This window comes from Micromonospora sp. GCM10011542, from assembly GCF_042650685.1.
Lineage (GTDB): Bacteria > Actinomycetota > Actinomycetes > Mycobacteriales > Micromonosporaceae > Micromonospora.
Genome location: NZ_JBHSBO010000063.1, coordinates 107149 through 130501, shown reverse-complemented (window position 1 = coordinate 130501; position 23353 = coordinate 107149). Strand labels below are relative to the sequence as shown.

Below are 23353 nucleotides of genomic sequence, written 5' to 3'. Positions count from 1 at the left end.
GCGTCGCGGGAGTCTGTGACACAGCAGCCGGTCGGTATCCCGACTCACCAAAGTCGGTGAGCAGGTCTCGCCGTCTGCGGCGACCTGTGGAAACTGCGGTGCGGCGTGGGCCTTGGCAGGGGTGACGGGCTGACCGCCGAGAGCTTCGGGGGTGCGCCGACCCGCAGGAGATCGCGTGCTTCGCGGCTGTGCTAGGTCTAGAGCGTAATCAACTCTTCCGACCTGCGGCAACAGGGTCCCGCTCGGCGTGTCCCAGTCTACCCCGGGCGACCCGGGCTCCGCTGACGTCTATCGGTAACCGCCAGATCTCCCAATCTCTTCCCGGAGAGAAGCCCTCGGGCACCCCGGTCAGCGCCAGCACGGTCGGCCCCGCCCCACTGACCACGGCAGCCACACCGGCCGCTCGCAACGCACTGACCAGGGCCGCGGTGCCCGGCATCCCGGCCGCGCGGTAGTCCTGATGGAGCCGGTCGACGGTGGCTGGCAGCAGCAGCGCCGGGTCGGCGGTCAGCGCGTGCACCAGCAGCGCGGCCCGCCCGGCGGCCAGGGCGGCATCGCCGTGCGGCACGGTGGCCGGCAGCGCGGCCCGGGCGGTGGCGGTCAGGCCGCGCTGCGCCGGCACGAACACCGTGGGCCGCACGCCGTCGGCGACCGGCAGGGACACCGCCCGGGCGCCGGTCGGCTCGGACCAGGCCAGCGTGAAGCCGCCGAGCAGACAGGGCGCCACGTTGTCCGGATGGCCCTCGATCTCCGCGGCCAGCCGGAGCACGGCCGCCTCGTCCAGCCGGCGCTCGCCGTCGACGACCAGGGCCCGGGCCAGCAGCACGCCGGCGACGATCGCCGCGGACGACGAGCCCAGCCCGCGCGCCTGGGGGATCCGGTTGACACAATCGACGCGCAGCCCGCTGGGCTGACCGCCGAGCGCGTCGAAGGCGGCCCGCATGGCCCGCACCACGAGGTGCCGGTCGTCGTCGGGCAACTCCCCGGCGCCCTGCCCGGTCACCGTGACCCGCACCCCGGCCGGTGCGACCTCAGCGGCCAGGTCGTCGTGCAGCGACAGGGCGAGCCCGAGCGCGTCGAAGCCCGGCCCGAGGTTGGCGCTGGTGGCCGGGACCCGGACCCGGACCGGACCGGCCGTGAAGTTCGTCGACACGCGCTCATGCTAGGGCCCGGCACCGACACCTCCGGCCGCACGCCCGCAGCGTGGGACCGGGCGGTTTCAGCGGGCCGGGTCGGGGACCGGGTCGCCGGCCGGGTCGGTGAGGGAGAGGCGGCGGGTGGCGATCCGCCAGCCCACCGCGTAGACGACGGTGACCAGTCCGCAGCCGGCCAGCACCACCCGCTCGTCCACGGTGTCCACCACCAGCGCCACGACCAGTTGGCTCACCGAGATGGCCAGCGTCGCGAGCATCATGTCGGTGGCGAAGACCCGCCCGCGCAGCCGGTCCGGCACCTCCCCCTGCAGGGCGAAGTTCGACATCACCCAGTTGCTGCCACCGGCGAAGTGCGCGAGGAACACCAGCACCAGCACCAGCGGGAACCAGCGGACCGCCGAGGCGCCCAGGTAGGACAGCCCGTACAGCGACATCGACAGCGCCAACCCGGGCAGCAGCCAGGACCGGTTGGTCAGCACCCGACGCATCAGGATCGGCCCCACCAGCGCCCCCGCCCCGCGTACCGCGAAGAGCAGACCGGCGCCCAGCGGGCCGACCCCGTAGACGCCGGCGAGCAGCGGGAACACCGTCAACACGCCGTTGCCCAACCCAACCGCCGACTTGACCGTGACCAGCGCCAGCACCCGGGGCCGGTGCCCGATGTAGCCGAGGGCCTCGCGCACCGCCGCCCAGGTCCGCTGGACCGGCCGGTCCGGCTCCCGGGGCGCCTGCAACGGCCTGCGGATCGACGCGGCCAGGCCGGCCGCCAGCGCCAGGCCGACCGCGGCCACCCAGAAGCAGGCGTACGGGCCCACGCTCGAACTGAGCACGCCACCGAGCGACGCGCCGACCACGGTCATCGTGCCCCAGGCCGAACCGGCCACCGCGTTCCCGGCCGCCAGCTCGTCGGGTTCCAGCACGTTGGGCAGCGCGGCCTGCGCGGCCGGCGAGTAGAAGGCCTTGGCCACGGCGACCACCCCGATGGCCACCAGCGCCAGCCACGCCGTACCGGCGCCGCGCACCCCGAGCAGCAGCAGCACGCCGGCCAACGCGGCGACGTTCGCGCCCATCATGATCTTCCGGCGGTCGAACCGGTCGGCGATGGTGCCGGTGTACGGCAATAGCAACGCCACGATGCCGGTGTCGACCGCCAGCACCAGCGCCCCCCAGACGCCGCTGCCAGTCAGCTTCGGCAGCAGCACCAGCAACGGCACCATGACGAACCAGTCGGCACCGAAGACCACCAGTTCGGCGAGGAAGAGGTTGCGGAAGCTCCGGTTGCGGGTGAGGACCTCGCGGGTGGACGCCACGGAGCAGGACCCTACCCGCCAGATGCCGGTCGATAGCCTGCGCGAGCCGCCCGGAGAGCCGGAACGCCCCCGGCGGGTCGGAACCCGCCGGGGGCGTTCGTCGTACCTGCGTACCTATTCGGTGGGCTCGGCCGGCGGCAGCGGCGAGGTGCGGCTCCTGGGCAGCCGCAGCACCTCGAACTGGTCCGTGCCGTCCACCAGCGCGGCCGACGGGGCCGGACGCTCCGCCGGCGCCTGCGCGCCCTCGGCCCGCGCCGGCGCGCCGGCCGGCACCGCGATCTGGTTCGCGGTGACCGGGTCACCGGTCTCCGGCTCGGTCGGCTCGGTCACCGCCGGCTCGCCCGAGCGCCGCCGACGGCGCCGCTCGCGCAGCGACTCCTTGGTGTTCTCCACCATCGTGTAGAGCGTCGGCACCAGGATCAGCGTCAGCAACGTGGAGCTGAGCAGTCCACCGATCACCACCACCGCCAGCGGCTGGGAGATGAAGCCGCCCTCGCCGGTCAGCCCGAGAGCCATCGGCAGCAGCGCGAAGATCGTCGCCACGGCGGTCATCAGGATCGGGCGCAGCCGGCGCCGGCCACCCTCGACCACCGCCTCCCGAACCCCCCGGCCCTGGGCCCGGTACTGGTTGATCAGATCCAGCAGCACGATCGCGTTGGTGACCACGATGCCGACCAGCATGAGTACGCCGATCAGCGCCGGCACGCCCAGCGGCGTACCGGTGGCCAGCAGCAGGCCGATCGCGCCGGTCGCCGCGAACGGGATGGAGATCAGCAGGATCAGCGCCTGGGTGAGGCTGCGGAACGTGGCCACCATGATCAGAAAGACGATCGCGATCGCCGCCAGCACCGCCAGGCCCAGGTCGCCGAAGGCGTCCGCCTGTTCCGCGCTGACCCCGCCGATGGTGAAGCTCGCCCCCGGCACGTCGATGGCGTCCAGCCGCTTCTGCAGTTCCTTGCTGGTCGCCCCCAGGTTCGAGCCGGTGGCCGTGCCGGTCACCGAGACGCTGCGCTCACCGTCGATCCGGGTGACCTGCTGCGGCCCCTCGCCCTGGGTGACGTCCGCGACGTCGTCCAGCTTCACCGGACCCACCGGCAGCGCCCGCAGCTCCTCCACCGACACCGGCGGCTTCGCGCTCAGCCGCAGAACCACGTTCTGCTGCCGGCCGTCCAGCGCCACCTGACCCAGCGGCGCACCCCGGAAGGCCTGGGACACCAGCTGACCCACCGCCGCCTCGGTGAGCCCCACCCGGCCCGCGGCGACCCGGTCGACGGTCACGTCGACCCGCGGCACCCGCTCGGCCAGGCTGGTCGAGACGTCGGCGACGTCCGGCACCCCGGCCATCGCGCCCCGCGCCGCCTCGGCGGCGCGGGTCAGCACCTCCGGGTCACTGGCCTGGACGACCACCTCGAGCTGGCTGGTGGAGGCGTCCTGCCCACCGCCGAAGCTGATCTCGCCAACCCCGGTGCCGAGCTTGTCGAACTCCGTGCGCAGCAGCTCGCGCATCCGCTTCGCATCCGTGTCACCGTCGAGCGCGAGCGACCAGCTGGCCGCGTTGTTACCGCCGCCACCCGCCCACGGGTTGTCCCCGCTGCCGGCCGTCACCTGGTACGTCTCGACCCCGTCGGTGCGGCCGAGGACGGCCTCGATCTGCCGGGCCGCCGCGTCGGTGGCCGCCAGGCTGCTGCCGGCCGGCAGCTCCTGGCTGAAGTTGAGGGTGTCCTGGCCGGAGTCGTCCAGGAAGTTGGTCTCCAGCTTCTGCGCCAGGCCGAAGGTGCCGAAGAGCACCAGCAGGCCGAGGCCGACGGTGATCCAGCGGGTGGACCGCTTGCGGGTGGCGAAACCGATGACCGGCAGGTACGCGCGCTGCAACGGGCTGCGCAGCTCCTTGGACTCCGCGGCCCGGCGCACCGCCTCGTCGTCCGGAGTGCCGCCGCGCGGCTTGAGGAACCAGTACGCCAGCACCGGGATCACGGTCAGCGACACCAGCAGGGAGGCCAGCAGAGCCACCGTCACGGTGATCGCGAACGGCGCGAAGAGCTGCCCGACGAACCCGCCGACCAGCGCGATCGGTGCGAAGACCGCCACCGTGGTGAGGGTGGACGCGGTCACCGCGCCGGCCACCTCGCGTACGCCGGTGAGGATCGCGTGCCGCTTCTCCTCGCCGTACTCCAGGTGCCGTTTGATGTTCTCCAGCACCACGATCGAGTCGTCCACCACCCGGCCCACGGCGATGGTGAGCGCGCCGAGGGTGAGCAGGTTGAGCGAGTAGTCGCCGATCCACAGGGCGAGCAGCGCCACCACCACGGAGAGCGGGATGGAGACCGCGGTGACCACGGTGGAACGGATCGAGAGCAGGAAGACCAGGATGACGATGACCGCCATCAGCAGGCCCAGCAGGCCCTCGGTGGTCAACGACTCGATCGACTTCTCGACGAACGGAGCCTGGTCGAAGACGACGGTCAGCTCGGCGCCGGAGGCGTCCTTCAGGTCGGCCAGCCGGTCCCGGATCTCGTGCGAGATCTCCACCGCGTTGCCGTCCGGCGCGGCGGTGACGGCGACGCCGAGGCTCTCCTTGCCGTTGGTGCGGGTCAGCGCGGTGGCCGGAGCGAGCCCCTGCTCGACGGTCGCCACGTCACCGAGGCGGACCGGGGCGACACCCGGGGCCACCACGATGCCGCGCAGGTCGTCCAGGGTCGCGATCGGGGTGCCGACCTGCACCGGGAGCGCCTGGGTGCCGTCGGCCACCACGCCGGCGGGCACCGCCACACCGTTGGTCTTCAGCGCGGTGCCGATCGCCGTGGGCTGCAGCTTCGCCGCGGCCAGCTTGGTCAGGTCCGGCGTGACCACCACGACGTCGTCGCGGGTGCCGGTCACCTCGACCGCGCGTACCCCCTCGATGCCCTCCAGCTCCGGGACCACCGTGGCGCGCAGCTTCTCGGCGAGCGCCCGCTCGTCGCCCCCGCCGGCCGCGGCCAGCACGACCGCCGGCAGGTCGTCGGTGCTGCCCGCGATGACCTGCGGGTCGACGTTCTCCGGCAGCTGGGCGTCGATCCGGCTCAGCGCGGTCTGCATCTTGTTGACCACGTCGTCCAGGTCGGTGCCGAACTCGTACTGCACCTGGACGGTGGCCGATCCCTCACGGGAGGTGGAGGTGACCTTGTCCAGCCCCGGAATGCCCTGCAGGGCGTTCTCGATGGGCTCGGTCACCTGCGACTCGACGATCTCGGGGCCGGCGCCGGGGTAGGGGGCCACGATGAACGCGGCCGGGAACTCGAGCGACGGCAGCAGTTGCTGCTTCAGCGACGGCACGGCGAACGCTCCGAACGCCGTAATCACCACCGCGATGAGGGCGACGAGCCCCCGGTTGGCGAGGCTGAACCTGGCGAGCAGCGACATCGGGCTGGCTCACTCCTGAAGAGAGGATGCGGGCGGGGGTACCGAAAGTGTGCCCGACCCGATCATCCCGATTTCCGGTGCCCCCCAGGCGGGTCCCGGCGACGGGACCCGCCCCGCTCGTCGCTCAGACGAGGTCGAGCGAGCGGGCCGCGGCCAGCGGGTCGTTGGCGATGGTGAGGGGGGCCGGCGCGGTGGAGATGGCCCACTCCGGGTCCTTCAGACCGTGGCCGGTGACCGTGCAGACCACCGTCGACCCGGGCGGCACCGCGCCCGCCGCGGCCTGCTGGAGCAGGCCGGCCACGCTGGCCGCGCTGCCCAGCTCGACGAAGACCCCGACCTCGCGGGCGAGCAGCCGGTACGCGGAGAGGATCTCCCGGTCGGTCACCGCGGCGATCAGGCCACCGGAGGAGTCGCGGGCGTCCAGCGCCTTCGTCCAGCTCGCCGGGTTACCGATGCGGATGGCGGTGGCGATCGTCGACGGCTCCCGGACCGCCTGGCCGTTGACGATCGGCGCGGCGCCGGAGGCCTGGAAGCCGTACATCCTCGGGGCCCGGGTGGCGGCGCCGTCGGCCAGTTCCTCGGCGTACCCCATCCAGTAGGCGGAGATGTTGCCGGCGTTGCCGACCGGCAGGCAGTGGATGTCCGGTGCGTCGCCGAGCGCCTCGACGATCTCGAAGGCGGCGGTCTTCTGCCCGTGCAGCCGGTCGATGTTGACCGAGTTGACCAGCGCCACCGGGTAGTCCTGGGCCAGCTTGGCCGCGAGTGACAGGCAGTCGTCGAAGTTGCCGCTGACCTGGAGCAGCTTCGCGCCGTGCACCAGCGCCTGAGCCAGCTTGCCGAGCGCGATCTTGCCCTGCGGCACCAGCACCGCGCAGGTCAGCCCGGCCCGGGCCGCGTACGCGGCGGCCGAGGCGCTGGTGTTGCCGGTGGAGGCGCAGATGATCGCCTTGTTGCCGGCCTCCACCGCCTTGGAGACGGCGAGGGTCATCCCCCGGTCCTTGAACGAGCCGGTCGGGTTGGCGCCCTCCACCTTCAGGTGCACGTCACAGCCGAGCCGGGCGGAGAGCACCGGCGCGGGCAACAGCGGGGTGTTCCCCTCGTGCAGGGTGACGACGGGCGTGGCGTCGGTGACGGGCAGCCGATCCCGGTACGCCTCGATCAGACCCCGCCACATCTCGCTCTCCTCGCCTCTACCGCCGCGCCGACCAGGGGACCCGGCCAGCCTGGACCAGCGTGCCGGAGCGACCGGTGGCGCACCCACGGTTACCCACCTGGCGGGACGCGGGGGCCACCCCGGACCCGCCCTGCCCGGACCAACGACTCACAGCCCGCCCTCGACCCGCAGCACGCTCGCCACCGACCGGACGATGTCCAGCCCGCGCAGCTCCTCGACGGTGGCGGCGAGCGCGGAGTCGCGTGCCACGTGCGTGACGATCACCAGCTCGGCGTCGTCGCCCCGGCCGACGGCGCCGGACGCGCCACCCGCCGAGCCCTGCCGCACGGTGGCGATCGAGACGTCGTGGCGGGCGAAGACGCCCGCCACCGCGGCCAGCACACCGGGACGGTCGGCCACGTCCAGGCTGATGTGGTAGCGGGTCAGCGCCTCCCCCATCGGCCGCACCGCGAGGTCGGCGTACGCGCTCTCGCTGGGTGCGCGCACACCGGCGAGCCGGTTGCGGGCCACCGCCACCACGTCGCCGAGGACCGCGCTCGCGGTCGGCGCGCCACCGGCCCCCCGGCCGTAGAACATCAGCTGCCCGGCCGCGTCCGCCTCGACGAAGACCGCGTTGAACGCGTCGCCGACGCTCGCCAGGGGGTGGCTCAGCGGGATCATCGCCGGGTGCACCCGCACGCTGACCGTCTCCCGGCCGCTGCCGTCGGCGCCCCGGGCGGCGATGCAGAGCAGCTTGATCGTGCAGCCCATCGCCTTGGCGCTGGCCACGTCCGCGGCGGTCACCTCGGTGATGCCCTCGCGGTGCACGTCGGCCGCGCCGACCCGGGTGTGGAACGCCAGCGAGGCGAGGATCGCCGCCTTGGCCGCCGCGTCGAAGCCCTCGACGTCGGCGGTCGGGTCGGCCTCCGCGTACCCCAGCTCGGTGGCCTCTTCGAGCGCCTCGGCGAAGCCGGCGCCGGTGGCGTCCATCGCGGAGAGGATGAAGTTGGTGGTGCCGTTGACGATGCCGGTGACCCGGTTGATCCGGTCCCCGTGCAGCGACTCGCGCAGCGGGCGCAACAGCGGGATCGCCCCGGCAACGGACGCCTCGTAGTAGAGGTCGCCGCCGCCCTCGGCCGCCGCGTCGTGCAGGGCCGCGCCGTCCTCGGCGAGCAGCGCCTTGTTGGCCGTGACCACGCTCTTGCCCGCGCGCAGCGCCTCGACCAGCCAGCCGCGGGCCGGCTCGATGCCGCCGACCACCTCGACCACCACGTCCACGTCGTCGGACTTGATCAGGCCGAGCGCGTCGGTGGTGAACAGCGCCGGGTCGATCGGCAGGTCACCGCGGTCCCGGCCGGCCCGGCGTACGGCGATGCCGGCGATCTCGACCGGAGCGCCGATCCGGGCGGCCAGGTCTGCCGACTGCGCGTGCAGCAGCCGGACCACCTCCTGGCCGACCGTGCCACAGCCGAGCAGCGCCAAGCGCACAGGTGACGTCATCCCACATCCAAAGCCAGCAGGTCCTCTTCGGTTTCCCGCCGGACGATCAGACGCGCCTGGCCGTCCCGCACCGCGACCACCGGGGGGCGCGGCACGTGGTTGTAGTTGCTGGCCATGCTCCGGCAGTAGGCACCGGTGCCGGGCACCGCGACAAGATCTCCGGGCTGCACGTCGGCGGGCAGGAATTCATCCTTCACCACGATGTCCCCGGACTCACAGTGCTTTCCCACCACGCGGGCGAGCATCGGCTCGGCGGTCGAGGCCCGGGAGGCCACCGTCGCCGAGTAGGACGCGTCGTAGAGCGCGGTGCGGATGTTGTCGCTCATCCCACCGTCGACGCTGACGTACGTCCGGATGCCGTCGACGTCCTTGACGGTGCCCACCTCGTAGAGGGTGAACATCGCCGGGCCGACGATCGCCCGGCCCGGCTCGATCGACAGGTGCGGCACGGCCAGCCGCTCGGCCGCGCACTCGGAGTCGACGATCTTGCGCAGCCGCTTGGCCAGGTCCTGCGGCGTGGACGGGTCGTCCTGGGTGGTGTACGCGATGCCGAAGCCGCCGCCCAGGTCCAGCTCGGGCAGCTCGACCCCGCGCGCGTCGCGGATCTGCGCCTGCAGGGCGAGCACCCGTCGGGCGGAGACCTCGAAGCCGTTGGCGTCGAAGATCTGCGAGCCGATGTGCGAGTGCAGCCCGCGCAGCTCCAGGACGCCCTCGTCGAGGATCTTGAGGGCGGCCGCGGCGGCCGCGCCGCCGGCCAGCGAGAAGCCGAACTTCTGGTCCTCGTGCGCGGTGGCGATGAACTCGTGGGTGTGCGCCTCGACGCCGACGGTGACCCGGACCAGCACCCGGGGGCGCACGCCGCGCTCCCGGGCCAGCGCGGTCAGCCGGTCGATCTCGGTGAACGAGTCAACGATGATCCGCCCCACCCCGGCGTCCAGCGCCCGGGTCAGCTCGGCCAACGACTTGTTGTTGCCGTGGAAGCCGATCCGCTCCGGAGGCATCCCGGCCGACAACGCGGTGGCCAGCTCGCCCCCGCTGCACACGTCGAGGTGCATGCCCTCCTCGGCGATCATGCGGACCACCGCGCGGCAGAGGAACGCCTTGCCCGCGTAGTAGACGTCCTCGGTCGGGAAGGCGGCCCGGAAGTCCCGGCAGCGCGAGCGCAGGTCGTCCTCGTCGAGGACGTACACCGGGGTGCCGAACTCGGCGGCCAGCTCACGCACCCCGAGGCCGGCGACGGCGAGCGCGCCGTCGGCCGCCCGGGTGACGTTGCGCGGCCACAGCTGCGGCACCAGGGCGTTGACGTCGCCGGGGGTACGCAGCCAGGCCGGCCGGCTGCCGATGTCGCCGTGCAGGGCACCGGCCTCGTGAGCGCGCATGGGTACTACATCCTCTCGGGTGCGGAGACGCCGAGCAGGTACAACCCGTTGGCGATCACCGTGCGGGTGGCGTCGTTGAGCCACAACCGGGCCCGGTGCAGGTCGGTGACCTCCTCGTCACCGCGCGGCAGGATCCGGCAGTTGTCGTAGAACCGGTGGTACGCCCCGGACAGCTCCTCCAGGTAGCGCGCCACCCGGTGCGGCCCCCGCAGCTCGGCCGCCGTGGCGACCACGTCGGGGAACTCGGCGAGCGCCTTGAGCAGCTCGTTCTCCTTCTCGTGGGCGAGCAGCTCGGCGCGGAAGGCGTCGGCGTCACCCCGGGTCAGCCCGACCTCGGCGGCGTTGCGGGCCACGCTCGCCGTCCGGGCGGCCACGTACTGCACGTAGTAGACCGGGTTGTCCCGGGTGGCCCGGGTCCACAGCTCCACGTCGATGTCGATCGGCGAGTCGCTGGAGTAGCGGGCCAGCGCGTACCGGGAGGCGTCCACGCCGATCGCGTCGACCAGGTCCTCAAGGGTAACCACGGTGCCGGCCCGCTTGCTCATCCGCAGCGGCGCGCCGTCGCGCAGCAGGCTGACCAGCTGCCCGATGAGGATCTCCAGGTTGCGCTCGGGGTCGTCGCCGAAGCAGGCGGCCATCGCCTTCATCCGGCCGATGTAGCCGTGGTGGTCGGCGCCCAGCATGATCACGACCCGCTCGAAGCCGCGCTCCCGCTTGTCCAGGTAGTAGGCGCAGTCGGCGGCGAAGTACGTCCACTCGCCGTTGGACTTGCGCAGCACCCGGTCCTTGTCGTCACCGAAGTCGGTGGTACGCAGCCAGGTGGCGCCCTCGGACTCGTAGAGGTGGCCCTGCTCACGCAGCCGGGTCAGGGCGAGGTCCAGCTCGCCCCGGTCGTGCAGGTCCTTCTCGTTGAAGTAGGTGTCGAACTCGACCCCGAAGTCCCGCAGCGAGCTGCGGATCTCGTCGAACATCAGCGCGACGCCCTCGACCCGGAACACCTCCTGGGCGGCGGCGTCGTCGAGGGTCAGCACCTCCGGCCGGCGCGCCTGCACCTCAGCGGCGATCTCGCCGATGTACGCCCCGCCGTAGCCGTCCTCCGGCGCGGGCTGGCCCTTGGCGGCGGCGAGCAGCGACCGGGCGTACCGGTCGATCTGCGAACCGGCGTCGTTGAAGTAGTACTCCGTGCCCACCTCGGCGCCGGTGGCCCGCAGCAGTCGGCTCAGCGCGTCACCGACGGCGGCCCAGCGGACCCCGCCGATGTGCACCGGCCCGGTGGGGTTGGCCGAGACGAACTCCAGGTTGATCTTCTCGCCGGCGAACCGGTCGCTGCGGCCGTACTCCGGACCCGCCTCGACGATCACCCGGGCGAGCTGACCGGCGGCGGCCGCGTCGAGCCGGATGTTGAGGAAGCCCGGCCCGGCGATCTCCACCGACTTGATGCCGGGCGCCCGGCCCAACTGGTCGGCGAGGGCGGCGGCCAGCTCACGCGGGGGCACCCCGACCTTCTTGCTCAGTTGCAGGGCGAGCGTCGAGGCGTAGTCGCCGTGCTCCGGGTTGCGGGGTCGCTCCACCGCCGTGCTCTCCGGCAGCGCGGCGCGGTCCAGGCCACGCTCGTCGAAGACGGCGTGGGCAGCGGTGAGGACGACCGAGGCGAGTTCTGCAGGAGTCACCGAACCATGTTATCGGGGGTAGACTCGGGCCTTCGGCGGCGACCCTGCGCGTCATCCGGCCCGCCACCTCCCCTGACCGACCGACCTGACGAGGCACCATGAGCATCAGCACCCCGGGCGGCCCTGAGCGCCGTCCGACCGTGGTCAGCACCGGCAAGAAGCCGGCGGCCGGCCGCCCGGCGTCCGGCGCCAAGGCCGGGTCCGGCAAGCCGGCGGGCACCCCGCGGGCCGGTGGTGGCAAGGGCCCCCGCAAGCCGATCACGCCGGTCAAGGTGAGCCAGGGGCGGGCCTGGGGGCCGATCGCGCTCTTCGTGGCCGTGGGCGTGCTCGCGGCCGGCATCATCGGGTACGGCGCCTGGGCGTCGTTCCAGGGCTCGAAGCCGTGGGACAAGCGGGCCAACGCCATCGACGGCATCGCCAACTACCGCAAATCGGATCCCGACAGCCTGAAGTACGAGGCGCACAAGGCCGGTCCGCTGACCTACAAGTACTCGCCGCCGGTCGGCGGCGTGCACAACGCCGCCTGGCAGAACTGCATGGGCGACGTGTACGACGCCCCGATCGCCAGCGAGCACGCGGTGCACAGCCTGGAGCACGGCGCGGTCTGGATCACCTACAAGCCGGGCCTGCCGCAGGACCAGATCGACAAGCTCGCCGGCAAGGTCCGCGGTGTCGAGAAGATGATGATGAGCCCGTACGAGGGCCTGGACAAGCCGATCTCGCTCCAGGCGTGGGGTTACCAGCTCAAGGTCGACAACGCCGACGACAAGCGGATCGACGACTTCATCAAGGACCTGCGGGTGAACGCCTCCGTCGAGGGTCCGACCGCGCTGTGCAACCAGGGCGTGACCGCCACCGGCACCACCCCGCGTGACGACCTCCAGCAGCCCACCCAGTAAGGACGGCGATGACTGCTCCCGCGACGACGGACAGCGAGCGCCCCGAGGTCCCGGCCGCCCCGGACGAGAGCGGGCGGGCCCCGGCCCGGCGCTACGGCGTGCTGGTGCTGGCCGTCATGCTGGTGGTCGGCCTGCTGCTCGGCTACGCCGGCGGCCTGCTGACGCCGCGGCTGGCCCGACCCGGTGACGCCTCGGTCGAGGCGGGCTTCGCGCGGGACATGACGTCGCACCACACCCAGGCGGTGGAGATGAGTCTCACCGCCTACCGGTCGGCGACGCTGCCCGGGGTGCGGCAGATGGCCGTCGACATCGCCACGGGGCAGCAGGGTGAGATCGGCGCCATGCAGACCTGGCTGCGGGAGTGGGGGCTGAGCCCGACCGGCTCGCAGCCCCCGATGTCCTGGATGTCGGACGGGTCCGGCCTGGTCAAGGACGGCCTGATGCCGGGGATGGCCACCCCGCAGCAGATGGCCGCGCTGCGTGACGCCCGGGGCATCGAGGTCGACCGGCAGTTCCTGGCTCTGATGATCAACCATCACCTGGGCGGCATCCACATGATCGACGGGGTGCTCGACGAGACCGACGACGCCGAGGTGCTCCGGGTGGCGCGGACCATGAAGGCCACCCAGCAGAACGAGCTGAACAACCTCCGTCAACTCCAGCAGCAGGCCAAGGGCTGAGCCCGCGACCGGCGCTTCCGGGCCCGCGTCACCGCCATGAGCAGGCGGTACGCGGGCCCGCGTCGTCACGGTTGCAAGGCCGCCGTCCCACTATGGGCGTTTTGATCGGTCCGACCGATTACGTTGCTTAGAGACTTTTCTCCGCACATATCGTGACCAGTTGCGATTCGGGCTCGTTGCCCAAGACGTGGGGGTTGCACTCAGAGACGCACGGCGTTCGGTCACCAGTTGGTGCCGACGCCACACCATCGGCGGTGACGGGGCGGTGGCAGCCGTCCGTCGCGGACAGCGGCAGGGCGAGCCGGGAATGCTCAGCCGCGAACAGGAACTCGAACTGATCGACGGGCTGCGGGGGGTCCACCCCGACGAGTTGGGGCTGGACGAGGAGCTGTGGACGCGGCAGAGCCTCACCACGTTCATCCAGCGCCGGTTCGAGCTACCGCTCGACCCGGGCGCCGTCGGGGCGTACCTGCGGGCCTGGGGGTTGGGTCCGCGGGAGCCGCGCGAGCGCGCCTGCGGGCTCTGCGTCGGCGCGGTTGAGCGCTGGGTACGCAGCGAGTACCCGGCGATCACCCGGGCCGCGCAGGAGCATCTCGCGGAGGTCTACTGGATCGGCCGGATCCGGCTGCGCGGCACCATGCCGGCGGCGGACGTGATCTCCGCCGTCTCCTCCCGCGGTCGGGTGCGCTTCATGATCACCACGCCGACGGTGGACCCGCCGCTCCCCCGCGACTTCGTGCTGCGGCTCAGCGGCGCCGAGCAGCGCACGGTGCACCTGATCGTGGACGGCTCCTGGCCGCGCAACGAGTGGCCCCGCCGACTCCCCCGCCGCATCGTGCTGCACCCGCTGCCCAGCTGCGGCCGGGCGGTCGCGGCCTGACCACCGGACCGGGGTCGACGACACGATCGGGTCAACGGATACCGATTCGGCGTTCACGGAGGAGGTTTGCTAGTCTTCTCCAGTCGCTGAGCCCCCGTAGCTCAGGGGATAGAGCACCGCCCTCCGGAGGCGGGGGCGCAGGTTCGAATCCTGCCGGGGGCACCACCAGACACCGAAGCCCGGGCCGTTGGCCCGGGCTTCGTCGCATCCAAACCCGCGCATCGTCAGCCGGCTTCGCGGCGGGCGCGGGCGCGGCGCTTGCCCTCGTGCATGGCCTGCACCCGCGCCACCGGGATGGTCCGTCCCTCGGCCACCAGGTCGTCGGGGAGCGGCTGCGGCGCCGGCATCAGCGCGGCCCACGGGTCGCCCCCGGCGAGCAGCGGCGGGACGGTCCGGATGGTGAAGTCGGCCGGCGTCACCGCACCCAGGTCGGCCCAGTCGACCGGGAAGGAGACCGGCAGGCCGGGCCGCAACCGCGGGCTGTACGCGGCCACCACGGTCGCCCCACCGGCCCGGGTGGCGTCGACGAAGACCCGGCCGCCCCGGTCCTCCCGGATGAACGCCGTGGTCGCCAGCGCCGGGTCCAGCCGTTCGGCGCGGGCCGCGACGGCCCGGGTGGCCGCGGCCAGGTCCTCCGCCGTCGGCCCCTCGGCCACCGGTACGAAGACGTGCACGCCCTTGGCGCCGCTGGTCTTGACCGCGCCGGCCAGGCCGGCGTCGGCGAGCGCCTGACGGACCAGCAGCGCCGCGCCGACCGCCGCGCCGAACGAGTCCCCCTCGGGCGGGTCCAGGTCGAGCACCAGATGGGTCGGCCGGTGCAGGTCCCGCGCCGTGGCCAGCGTCGGGTGGTACTCCACCGCCCGCTGGTTGGCGAACCAGAGCAGGGTGCGCCGGTCGTCGCAGAGGGCGTAGGAGACCTCCCGGTGCGAGGCCTCCGCCCAGACCGGCATCCGGCGTACCCAGTCCGGGGTGTACTTCGGGAGGTTCTTCTGCATGAACGGGGGCTGCCCGGGGCGTACCCGGATCACCGACAGCGGCCGGTCGCGCAGCCCGGGCAGGATCCGGTCCGCCACGGCGTCCAGATAGTCGACCAGGTCCCGCTTGGTCCCCTCCGCGACGTCGGACAGCGGCTGGTCCAGGTTGGTAAGGGCCACCCCGTCGCGCGTCTCGTCAGCCTCGCTCATCGGATCACCCTCCCGGCCCGCGCGCCGGCGGTCAACCGGACCTCTTTGGTGCATGGTTTGTTACCGACGTCATCGTCTGTGACCATGAACCCGAGCGGAAGGAGGCACTGTCATGTCCCAGAGGAACAGCGATGTGCCCGAGCCGGCCGCGAGCGAGCTGGCGTGCGCGGCCGCAGACGTGCCGTTCACCCCGGGTCAGGCCAAGGCGTGCACCGTCCGCGAGGTGCTCGACCGGGTCGGCGGCAAGTGGAGCATCGGCATCCTGGTGGCCGCCTCCCAGGGCCCGGTGCGCTTCACCGAGCTGGAACGGCACATCGAGGGGATCAGCCGCCGCATGCTCACGCTGACCCTGCGCAACCTGGAGCGCGACGGCCTGCTGCACCGCAAGGTCTATCCGACCGTGCCACCCCGGGTGGAGTACACCGCCACCCCGATGGCGCTGGAGCTGTACGAGTCGCTGGTCGCCCTCACCAGCTGGGCCGAGCGGCACCGCCGGGCCATCGCCGACGCGCGCGGCGCGTACGACCGGGCACACGGCACCGCCTGACCTGCGACGACCGGCTCTCCGTCCGGTCAAACCTCACGTGTCTGTGGCGAATGCCACCGCAGTCACCTGACCGATCGGTCAGCGTCTGACCGATCGGTCAGGCATGCTGGTCCGCGGGAGGTGGACCGATGGCCCGAGCGGTGTCCGAGACGCACGGCGAGATCCTGGCCGCGGCGGCGCGCCGCTTCGCGGTGACCGGCTACCGGGGCACCTCGCTCCAGGACATCGCCGGCGAGGTGGGGTGCTCCAAGGCCACCGTGCTCTACCACTTCGCCAACAAGGAAGCCCTGCTCGCCGAGCTGATGGCCCCGGCCATCGCGGTGCTGCGTGCCCTCGACGACCGGCTCACCGGGTTGACCGGCGTTGCCGCACAGCGGACCGCCGCGGAGGGCTTCGTCGACCTCGCGGTCCGGTTCCGGCGGGAGATCGCGCTGCTGCGTGGCGAGTTCCCCGAACTGCTGGCGCAGCCCGCGTTCGCGCACATCCAGCGGATCTCCGAGCGGCTGCGCGACGCCTTCGCCGGCCACTCCGACCGACCGGCCGCCCAGATCAGCGCGCTGGTGCTGCTCGCCGGCATCCCCGAGGCGTGCGCCGAGTTCGTCGACGTACCCGACGACGAGTTGCGCCCCGCCCTGCTCACCCTCATCCGACGGGCCCTCGAACCCGTCGAGGAGACCCCTCCACCCACGACCGAGGACAAGGAACCCTGATGGCCACCCTGCTCTACCGGCTCGGCCGGGGCGCGCTGCGCCGGCGGCGGCTCGTCGTCGCGCTCTGGCTCGTCGTACTCGTCGGCGCCGGCCTGGCCGCCGCCGTGCTGCGCGGCCCGACGGCGAGCAACTTCACCATGCCCGGCACCGAGAGTCAGCGCGCGCTCGACCTGCTCGCCGAGCAGTTCCCCGCGGCCAGCGGCGCGACCGGCACCATCGCCGTGAAGGCGCCCGGCGACGGCCAACTGGCCACCCCGCAGGGCAGGGCCGTGGTGCAGGAGATCGTGGAGCAGGCCGGAAGCCTGCCCGGCGTGGTCGGCGCGGTCGACCCGTTCCAGGCCGGCGCGGTCTCGCCGAACGGCCGGTACGCGCTGGTCCAGGTGCAGTTCGCCACCGGCGCCGACGAGGTGACCGACGCGCAGCGCACCGCGTACGAGAAGGTCGGCGCCTCCGCCGAGGCACAGGGCTGGCAGGTCGCCCCCGGCGGCGAGGTGCTGGGCGGCGAGCCGGAGATCGGCTCGACCGAGGCCCTCGGCGTGCTGGTCGCGGCGATCGTCCTGATCATCACGTTCGGCTCACTGGTGGCCGCCGGGATGACCATGCTCAACGCGCTGATCGGCGTGGGCGTCGGCATGGCCGGCCTGTACGCGCTCAGCGGCACCATCCAGTTGACCAGCACCGCGCCGATCCTGGCGCTGATGCTCGGCCTCGCGGTGGGCATCGACTACTCGCTGTTCATCACCTCCCGGCACCGGCAGAACCTGCTGGAGGGCCTGCCCCCGGAGGAGGCGGTCGGACGCGCCGTGGGCACCGCGGGCTCCGCCGTGGTGTTCGCGGGCGCCACCGTGGTCATCGCGCTGGCCGGGCTGGCCGTGGTGGACATCCCGTTCCTCACCGTCATGGGTCTCGCCGCCGCCGGCACGGTCACCGTGGCCGTGCTCGTCGCGATCACGCTCCAGCCGGCGCTGCTCGGCTTCGCCGGCCGCCGGGTGCTCCCCCGCCGGCTGCGTTCCGCCGTCACCGCGGACGCCAGCGCGCTGGCGGCGGCCGACCGTCCGGCGGCGGCCGAGGACCGGTCCGGGTTCGGCTTCCGCTGGGCGCGGCTGGTCACCCGCTTCCGGGTACCGGTCATCCTGGTCGGGCTGCTCGGCCTCGGGTTGCTCGCGCTGCCCACGCCGGACATGCGGCTGGCCCTGCCGGACGCCAGCACGGCGACGGTGGGCTCGCCCGCCCGGGTGTCCAACGACCTGATCACCGAGGGCTTCGGGCCCGGGTTCACCGGCCGGCTCGCGGTGGTCGTGGCCGGCACCGACGCGCAGGCCACCACGGCGGCGCTGCCGCAGGTCACCGCGCTGCTCCAGCGCACCGACAACGTGCTCGCGGTGGCGCCCCCGCAGCTGAGCCCGGACGGCCGGACCGCGCTGCTCGGCGTGGTGCCGAAGACCGGCCCGACCGACGAGGCCACCGAGACGCTGGTGCACGACATCCGCGACTCGGTGCGCGGGATCAGCGGCACGGAGGTGCTGCTCACCGGCGTCACGGCGATCGGCATCGACGTCTCCGAGAAGCTCTCCGACGCGCTGCCGGTCTACCTGCTGCTGGTCGTCGGGCTCTCGGTGCTGCTGCTGATGCTGGTGTTCCGCTCGCTGCTGGTGCCGGTCAAGGCGGCGCTGGGCTTCCTGCTCACCGTGGCCGCCACGTTCGGCATCACGGTGGCGGTCTTCCAGCAGGGTCACCTCGCCGACCTGGTCGGCCTGGACACGCCCGCCCCGCTGATCAGCTTCCTGCCGATCCTGCTGATCGGGATCCTGTTCGGGCTGGCGATGGACTACGAGGTGTTCCTGGTCTCCCGGATGCGGGAGGACTTCGTGCACGGCGACACCGCCCGGGAGGCCACGATCAGCGGCATGGGCCACGGCGCACGGGTGGTCACCGCCGCCGCACTGATCATGATTTCGGTCTTCGGCGGCTTCGTGTTCCTCGACGACCCGGTGATCAAGTCGATGGGCTTCGCGCTCGCCGTCGGCGTGGCCATCGACGCGTTCGTGGTACGGATGACCATCGTCCCCGCGGTGATGTCGCTGCTGGGCGACCGGGCCTGGTGGTTGCCCCGTTGGCTGTCCCGCGTCCTGCCCAACGTGGACATCGAGGGCGAGGGCCTGCGCGAGCACCTCGACGACCGCGCCCCGGCCCGGGTCTGACGCCGCCCGGTCACACCCCGGCGGGATAGGTCTCCAGCTCGCCGGGGGTGGCCGGGGAGGGCAGCGGGTGCAGGGCGGTGGTCTCGTCGCACCAGATGAAGGCGTCGTAGCGTTCGCCGAGCCGGGTGGGCACGTAGTTGCCCCAGGACTCGAAGGACGGGTCGTAGACGACACCGATCGCCCGGTGGTCCGCCGTACCGGTGACCCAGCCGGGCTGGTCGTCGCCGCCGAAGACCAGCACCGCCCGCTCCGGCATCAGCTCGTGCAGCCGCCGCTCCACGGAACCCGGGCGGGCCGGTGGCACCACCATCGCCTCGGGCGGCGAGCCCCAGCGCGGTGCGGCGATCACCGTGCCCCGGTAGCTGCCGAAGCCGACCAGCGCCACCGCCTCGTCGCCGTGCCGCTCCCGGGCCAGCTGACCAATGTTGATCATCCCGTCCGCGGCCATGTCGGTGGCCCGGGCATCCCCGACGTGCGTGTTGTGCGCCCAGACGATCCCCCGGGCGCCCGGACCGTACCGGTCCAGCAGCCGGTCCAGGGTGTCCTGCATGTGGGTGTCGCGGATGTTCCAGGAATCCGGACCACCGGCCACCATCGCCCGGTAGTAGCGCTCCGCACCGGCCACCACCTCCGCGTTCTGCCAGGCCGAGAAGCGGTCCGGGCCGTCCGAGAGGGCCTGTTCCCGGGTCCGCGCCAGCAGTCGGACCACCTCCTCCTCGCACCGGGCCGAGACGAACCGGCTGGCCGCGCCGTACTCCTCCACCCGTTTGCCGTACGGCTCGAAGCACCGGTACGCGTCCTGCGCCGCCTCGAGCGAGCTGGGATCCTCCTCCCCCAGGTAGTCGAAGATCGCCTGCATCGACTCCCAGAGGCTGTACACGTCCAGCCCGTGGAATCCGGCTCGCCGGTCCGCCGGCCGCTCCAGGTTCCACGCCCGCAGCCACCGACTGAACCGGGACACCTCGGCGTTCGCCCACATCCAGGTCGGCCACCGCTCGAACCGCTCCAGCGCGCTCTGCGGCTCGACGATCCCACCCGCGGTGGCGGTGACCGAACGGTTCACCTGGTCGCAGTCCGGCCAGTCGCCCTCCACCGCCACGAACGAGAAACCGCACTCGGCGATCAGCCGTCGGGTGAGCTGCTCCCGCAGCCGGTAGTAGTCGTAGGTGCCATGGGTCGACTCGCCGATCATCACCACCCGGGCATCCCGGACGCGCTCCAGCAAGGGGTCGAAGTCGCTCGGCGCGCCGAGCCGCTGAACCAGCATGGCGGCCGGCTACCCGACGTCCGCTGCGACAAACCGTCGGCGTGCCGCGGGCCGACACGCCGTCGGAGCCGGTGTGTCGGCGCGTGGAGTGGGTAGCCGGCCGGCATGACCGTCACCGGGGTTCAGTTGCAGGAGTACCTGGCCGGGCTCGACTACCCGGTCTCCCGCGAGGACCTGGTCCGCTGGGGCCAGGAGAACGGGGCCAGCACGGCGATGTTGCAGATGCTCCACGCGCTGCCGGCGGAGCAGTTCGATTCGCCGGCCGAGCTGAGCGAGGCGCTGAAGACCCTCGCCTGACCGGCGTCGGAAGGGACCGGGTGGTCCCTTCCGACGCGGCGGTCACCGGCGGAGAGCAGCCGGATCCGGGCGGCCCGCCACGCCGCTCGATCGTGAGGTCAGGCGGGGAGGGTTACGGTGCGGGACTCGGTGCGGGCGGTCTCGGCGGCGGCGAGGATGGCGACGACGTCGCGGCCGAAGCGGACGTCGCACTGGTGGTCCCGGGTGCCGGTGCGTACCTGCTCGATCAGTTGGTCGATCGCCACGCCGAACGCCGTCGCCGGTTCGCTGTCGCCGTTCGGCACGGTTTCGATGCCGTTCTCGCCGTAGAACACGAACTCCCGGGTCATCGCCTCGGTCGGGGCGTCCAGGCTCAGGGCGGCGCTGCTGGTGGCGCCCCCCTCGTGCGTGAGCAGCAGGTGCACGGTCCCGCTCAGGCCGTCCATCGCGGCCACCCGGGTCACCCGGCCCAGCACCGGCAGGATGATCGAGAGCGCGTGCGGGCCGATGTCCCAGAGGGCGCCGTGCTCGCGGCGCCACAGCGAACCGCCGTACGGGCTGCCCTCCTGGAAGATCGAGGCGAACGCGGTGGTCCGGCCGTGCTGCCAGCCTCCGACGGCGGCGGTCGCGGCGAGGAACGCGGTCACGTTCGGCTGGAACCGCTGGGTGAAGAAGATGACCGAGGCCACGCCGGACGCCTCGGCGGCGGCGACCACCCGGTCCGCGTCGGCGACGGTGAGCGCCAACGGCTTGTCCAACAGCAGGTGCCGGCCGGCGGCGGCCGCCCGCGCGGCGATGTCCGCCTGGATGTCCGGTGGCAGCGCGACGGCGATCGCCTCGCACGCGTCGATCAGCGCGTCCACGTCGGCGTACGCCGGCACCCCGTACCGCTCGGCCAGGAAGGCGGCCCGCTCCGGGTTGCGCCCCCACACGCCGACGAGTTCCGCGTCCGGGTGTGCGTGCAGCGCCTTGCCGTGCGTCTCGATCGCCCAGTGACCGGTGCCGAACAAGCCGAACCGCAGCACGAGTACCTCCACCGTTCTCACCCTCGCCGCGGCGACGCCACGGACGTGATCCACGCTAGTCGCCCCGTCGGGGGCGCAGGCGGCGGGTCGACCAACCGGCAACCTCACCGGCGGCCGGATCCACCAGCGACGAGCGCCGCGAATGCTGAGGACACCCCCGATGCGCGCCTGTCGAGCTGCCCCATATCCGGGGCAGCTCGACAGCGAGCGGCTGGACGCCGAGCAACCATCCCGCACTGCTCGGACAACACGACGGTCGACGGGGCGGCTGCGGTTACTACGGCGGTTAGTAGGCTGTGCCGGTGACCGAGGCAACGACCGGGTGGAGCCCGATGACCAGCGCAGCGGCAGCCGCAGCCGCCGACTCGCCGGTGGACGGGGTCCTGGCGACGGCATCGATCGTGCTGTCGCTCGCCCTCGCGGTGTGGGCGCTGGTGGCTGCGCTGCGCAACCGGCCGCCGGACCGGACGCAGTTCATCGGCCTGGCCGTGCTGGAGTTGGCGCTGCTCGCGCTGACCGTGGTGGCGCTGGTCGCCCTCGGGGGCGGCGAGCGTCCGGGCGAGCCGGGGGCGTTCGCCGGATATCTGGTGACGGTGGTCTGCCTGCCGCCGCTGGCCGCGGTGCTGGCCCGGATGGAACCCACCCGCTGGGGCTCCGGCATCGTCTGCGCGGTCTGCCTGGTCACCCCGGTGGTCGTGGTCCGGTTGCAGCAGACCTGGGAGGTGCTCGGTGGTTGAGACGTCGGCGCCGCGACGCGCCACCAACACCGGGCCGGGGCGACTGCTGATCGCGGTCTACCTGCTCTTCGCGATCGCCGCCACCAGCCGCGCCGGGCTGCAGATCGCCACCAAGTTCGACGAGGCGCCGGTGGCGTACCTGCTCTCCGCGGTCGCCGCGCTGATCTACATCGTGGCCGCCGTGGGGCTGGCCCGCGCCGGGCACACCGGGCGCCGGATCGCGCTGCTCTGCTGCTCGGTGGAACTGGTCGGTGTGGTCGCGGTGGGCATCCTCAGCCTGGTCGACCGGGAACTCTTCCCCGACGAGACGGTCTGGTCGCAGTTCGGCAGCGGCTACGGGTACATCCCGCTGGTGCTGCCGGTGCTCGGCCTGTTCTGGCTCTGGCGTACCCGCCGCGACCCGGCCTGAGCGCCGACGGCGCCGTACCCGCCGGCCCGGGACGACCGGACGGCCGCCCTTGCGGTGGGAAGGGCGGCCGTCGAGGTGCGGTCAGTCGCGCGGGCCGCCGGCGACGTAGATGACCTGGCCGGACACGAAGGACGCGCCCTCGCTGACCAGGAACGAGATGGTGTGGGCGACGTCCTCCGGGCGGCCCGGCCGGCGTACCGGGATCTCGGCGGCGGCGTGCTTCTGCAGGTCGTCGAAGTCCACCTTCATCCGCGCGGCGGTCGCGGCGGTCATGTCGGTGACGATGAAGCCGGGCGCGACCGCGTTGACGGTCACCCCGAACGGCCCCAGCTCGATGGCGAGCGTCTTGGTGAAGCCCTGGAGGCCGGCCTTGGCGGCGGAGTAGTTCGCCTGGCCCCGGTTGCCCAGCGCGGAGGTGCTGGAGAGGTTGACGACCCGCCCCCACCTGCGCTCCACCATGTGCTTCTGGGTGGCCTGGCTGAACAGGAACGCGCCGCGCAGGTGCACGCCCAGCACGGTGTCCCAGTCGCCGTCGGTCATCTTGAACAGCAGGTTGTCGCGGAGCACGCCGGCGTTGTTGACCAGCACGGTGGGCGCGCCCAACTCGGCGGCGACCCGCTCGACGGCCGCCTCGACCTGGGGCCGGTCGGACACGTCGGCGCCGACCCCGAGGGCGCGGCCACCGGCGGCGGCGATGGCATCCACCGTCTCCTTGGTCGCCGACTCCTCGATGTCGACCACGGCCACGGCCATCCCGTCGGCGGCCAGCCGGCGGGCGGTGGCCGCGCCGATGCCGCGTGCGGCTCCGGTGACGATGGCGACGCGGGGCTCCTCCGACATGATTACCTCCCGGTAACTTGAGCTCGATCGAAGGAGCTTAACCCGCACTCAGGAAGTTCTCCTATACGAAAGGATCTTGTCGGCGTACGGTCTCGTCCGGTCCTCCGATCGATGCCCTTGCCCGGCGACAACC

General features: G+C 72.7%; 20 protein-coding genes and 1 tRNA gene. 10 read left to right on the top strand and 11 right to left on the bottom strand.

What is annotated here, in order from left to right; genetic code table 11:
* Window positions 1-208 precede the first annotated feature (208 nt).
* The 7 genes from thrB to argS all read right to left on the bottom strand — a co-directional run bounded on the left by thrB (window position 209) and on the right by argS (window position 11565).
* The gene (gene thrB, locus ACFOW4_RS27695; protein ID WP_377533095.1) at window positions 209-1153 is read right to left on the bottom strand and encodes a homoserine kinase; all 945 of its coding nucleotides are present in this window, start codon (window positions 1151-1153) and stop codon (window positions 209-211) included.
* A gap of 66 nt (window positions 1154-1219) precedes the next feature.
* A complete protein-coding gene (locus ACFOW4_RS27690; RefSeq protein ID WP_377533093.1) occupies window positions 1220-2464 on the bottom strand; it encodes an MFS transporter in 1245 nt (414 codons plus the stop codon).
* Between the two features lie 114 nt (window positions 2465-2578).
* Window positions 2579-5863 carry an efflux RND transporter permease subunit gene (locus ACFOW4_RS27685; protein WP_377533091.1) on the bottom strand — a complete coding sequence of 1095 codons (3285 nt, stop codon included), beginning with the start codon at window positions 5861-5863 and terminating at the stop codon, window positions 2579-2581.
* 124 nt (window positions 5864-5987) lie between these two features.
* Entirely contained in the window at window positions 5988-7037 is a 1050-nt protein-coding gene (gene thrC / locus ACFOW4_RS27680) for a threonine synthase (RefSeq protein ID WP_377533089.1), read from the bottom strand.
* A 147-nt stretch (window positions 7038-7184) separates the two neighbouring features.
* Window positions 7185-8504, bottom strand: a complete 1320-nt coding sequence (locus ACFOW4_RS27675) for a homoserine dehydrogenase (RefSeq protein ID WP_377533177.1) — start codon at window positions 8502-8504, stop codon at window positions 7185-7187.
* 8 nt (window positions 8505-8512) lie between these two features.
* Window positions 8513-9895: a diaminopimelate decarboxylase gene (gene lysA, locus ACFOW4_RS27670; RefSeq protein ID WP_377533087.1), complete on the bottom strand. Its 1383-nt coding sequence runs from the start codon at window positions 9893-9895 to the stop codon at window positions 8513-8515.
* Window positions 9896-9900: 5 nt separating this feature from the next.
* Window positions 9901-11565 carry an arginine--tRNA ligase gene (gene argS, locus ACFOW4_RS27665; protein ID WP_377533085.1) on the bottom strand — a complete coding sequence of 555 codons (1665 nt, stop codon included), beginning with the start codon at window positions 11563-11565 and terminating at the stop codon, window positions 9901-9903.
* A 98-nt stretch (window positions 11566-11663) separates the two neighbouring features.
* Here argS and ACFOW4_RS27660 point away from each other — a divergent pair, with 98 nt between their 5' ends.
* The 4 genes from ACFOW4_RS27660 (at window position 11664) to ACFOW4_RS27645 (ending at window position 14189) form a co-directional block, all read left to right on the top strand.
* The gene (locus ACFOW4_RS27660; RefSeq protein WP_377533084.1) at window positions 11664-12464 is read left to right on the top strand and encodes a DUF3105 domain-containing protein; all 801 of its coding nucleotides are present in this window, start codon (window positions 11664-11666) and stop codon (window positions 12462-12464) included.
* Window positions 12465-12472: 8 nt separating this feature from the next.
* Entirely contained in the window at window positions 12473-13144 is a 672-nt protein-coding gene (locus ACFOW4_RS27655) for a DUF305 domain-containing protein (RefSeq protein ID WP_377533082.1), read from the top strand.
* 187 nt (window positions 13145-13331) lie between these two features.
* A complete protein-coding gene (locus ACFOW4_RS27650) occupies window positions 13332-14024 on the top strand; it encodes a winged helix-turn-helix domain-containing protein (protein WP_377533175.1) in 693 nt (230 codons plus the stop codon).
* A gap of 90 nt (window positions 14025-14114) precedes the next feature.
* Window positions 14115-14189 (top strand) — tRNA-Arg (locus ACFOW4_RS27645).
* Between the two features lie 59 nt (window positions 14190-14248).
* Here ACFOW4_RS27645 and ACFOW4_RS27640 read toward each other — a convergent pair.
* Complete coding sequence (locus ACFOW4_RS27640) at window positions 14249-15208, bottom strand: DNA polymerase domain-containing protein (RefSeq protein ID WP_377533080.1); 960 nt, start codon at window positions 15206-15208, stop codon at window positions 14249-14251.
* Between the two features lie 112 nt (window positions 15209-15320).
* Here ACFOW4_RS27640 and ACFOW4_RS27635 point away from each other — a divergent pair, with 112 nt between their 5' ends.
* The 3 genes from ACFOW4_RS27635 (at window position 15321) to ACFOW4_RS27625 (ending at window position 18666) form a co-directional block, all read left to right on the top strand.
* Entirely contained in the window at window positions 15321-15755 is a 435-nt protein-coding gene (locus ACFOW4_RS27635; protein WP_377533078.1) for a winged helix-turn-helix transcriptional regulator, read from the top strand.
* Between the two features lie 128 nt (window positions 15756-15883).
* Window positions 15884-16465 carry a TetR/AcrR family transcriptional regulator gene (locus tag ACFOW4_RS27630; protein WP_377533076.1) on the top strand — a complete coding sequence of 194 codons (582 nt, stop codon included), beginning with the start codon at window positions 15884-15886 and terminating at the stop codon, window positions 16463-16465.
* Window positions 16465-18666, top strand: a complete 2202-nt coding sequence (locus ACFOW4_RS27625; protein ID WP_377533074.1) for an MMPL family transporter — start codon at window positions 16465-16467, stop codon at window positions 18664-18666. The genes ACFOW4_RS27630 and ACFOW4_RS27625 overlap by 1 nt, the downstream gene beginning before the upstream one ends.
* A gap of 10 nt (window positions 18667-18676) precedes the next feature.
* On the opposite strand, the gene ACFOW4_RS27620 is transcribed toward ACFOW4_RS27625, so the two are convergent.
* The gene (locus ACFOW4_RS27620) at window positions 18677-19933 is read right to left on the bottom strand and encodes an erythromycin esterase family protein (protein ID WP_377533072.1); all 1257 of its coding nucleotides are present in this window, start codon (window positions 19931-19933) and stop codon (window positions 18677-18679) included.
* A 105-nt stretch (window positions 19934-20038) separates the two neighbouring features.
* Here ACFOW4_RS27620 and ACFOW4_RS27615 point away from each other — a divergent pair, with 105 nt between their 5' ends.
* Window positions 20039-20230: a DUF2795 domain-containing protein gene (locus tag ACFOW4_RS27615; protein WP_377533070.1), complete on the top strand. Its 192-nt coding sequence runs from the start codon at window positions 20039-20041 to the stop codon at window positions 20228-20230.
* A gap of 98 nt (window positions 20231-20328) precedes the next feature.
* Here the strand turns inward: ACFOW4_RS27615 and ACFOW4_RS27610 are convergent, their stop codons facing one another.
* A complete protein-coding gene (locus ACFOW4_RS27610) occupies window positions 20329-21234 on the bottom strand; it encodes a Gfo/Idh/MocA family protein (RefSeq protein WP_377533173.1) in 906 nt (301 codons plus the stop codon).
* 296 nt (window positions 21235-21530) lie between these two features.
* Here ACFOW4_RS27610 and ACFOW4_RS27605 point away from each other — a divergent pair, with 296 nt between their 5' ends.
* Together ACFOW4_RS27605 and ACFOW4_RS27600 are read left to right on the top strand one after the other, a co-directional pair.
* Window positions 21531-21971 (top strand): hypothetical protein, encoded by a 441-nt coding sequence (locus tag ACFOW4_RS27605; protein WP_377533069.1) that lies wholly within the window; start codon window positions 21531-21533, stop codon window positions 21969-21971.
* Window positions 21964-22380, top strand: a complete 417-nt coding sequence (locus ACFOW4_RS27600) for a hypothetical protein (protein ID WP_377533067.1) — start codon at window positions 21964-21966, stop codon at window positions 22378-22380. Before ACFOW4_RS27605 ends, ACFOW4_RS27600 begins: the two co-directional genes overlap by 8 nt.
* Window positions 22381-22461: 81 nt before the next feature.
* Here the strand turns inward: ACFOW4_RS27600 and fabG are convergent, their stop codons facing one another.
* Entirely contained in the window at window positions 22462-23220 is a 759-nt protein-coding gene (gene fabG, locus ACFOW4_RS27595) for a 3-oxoacyl-ACP reductase FabG (protein WP_377533065.1), read from the bottom strand.
* Between the last annotated feature and the right edge of the window lie 133 nt (window positions 23221-23353).

Excerpts from the sequence above, each read along its gene's own strand:
- ACFOW4_RS27635 (WP_377533078.1), top strand. The coding sequence starts at position 15,321 with ATGTCCCAGAGGAACAGCGATGTGCCCGAGCCGGCCGCGAGCGAGCTG.
- ACFOW4_RS27640 (WP_377533080.1), bottom strand. The coding sequence starts at position 15,208 with ATGAGCGAGGCTGACGAGACGCGCGACGGGGTGGCCCTTACCAACCTG.
- fabG (WP_377533065.1), bottom strand. The coding sequence starts at position 23,220 with ATGTCGGAGGAGCCCCGCGTCGCCATCGTCACCGGAGCCGCACGCGGC.
- ACFOW4_RS27625 (WP_377533074.1), top strand. The coding sequence starts at position 16,465 with ATGGCCACCCTGCTCTACCGGCTCGGCCGGGGCGCGCTGCGCCGGCGG.
- ACFOW4_RS27655 (WP_377533082.1), top strand. The coding sequence starts at position 12,473 with ATGACTGCTCCCGCGACGACGGACAGCGAGCGCCCCGAGGTCCCGGCC.
- thrC (WP_377533089.1), bottom strand. The coding sequence starts at position 7,037 with ATGTGGCGGGGTCTGATCGAGGCGTACCGGGATCGGCTGCCCGTCACC.
- ACFOW4_RS27685 (WP_377533091.1), bottom strand. The coding sequence starts at position 5,863 with ATGTCGCTGCTCGCCAGGTTCAGCCTCGCCAACCGGGGGCTCGTCGCC.
- ACFOW4_RS27615 (WP_377533070.1), top strand. The coding sequence starts at position 20,039 with ATGACCGTCACCGGGGTTCAGTTGCAGGAGTACCTGGCCGGGCTCGAC.
- lysA (WP_377533087.1), bottom strand. The coding sequence starts at position 9,895 with ATGCGCGCTCACGAGGCCGGTGCCCTGCACGGCGACATCGGCAGCCGG.
- ACFOW4_RS27630 (WP_377533076.1), top strand. The coding sequence starts at position 15,884 with ATGGCCCGAGCGGTGTCCGAGACGCACGGCGAGATCCTGGCCGCGGCG.
- ACFOW4_RS27660 (WP_377533084.1), top strand. The coding sequence starts at position 11,664 with ATGAGCATCAGCACCCCGGGCGGCCCTGAGCGCCGTCCGACCGTGGTC.
- ACFOW4_RS27620 (WP_377533072.1), bottom strand. The coding sequence starts at position 19,933 with ATGCTGGTTCAGCGGCTCGGCGCGCCGAGCGACTTCGACCCCTTGCTG.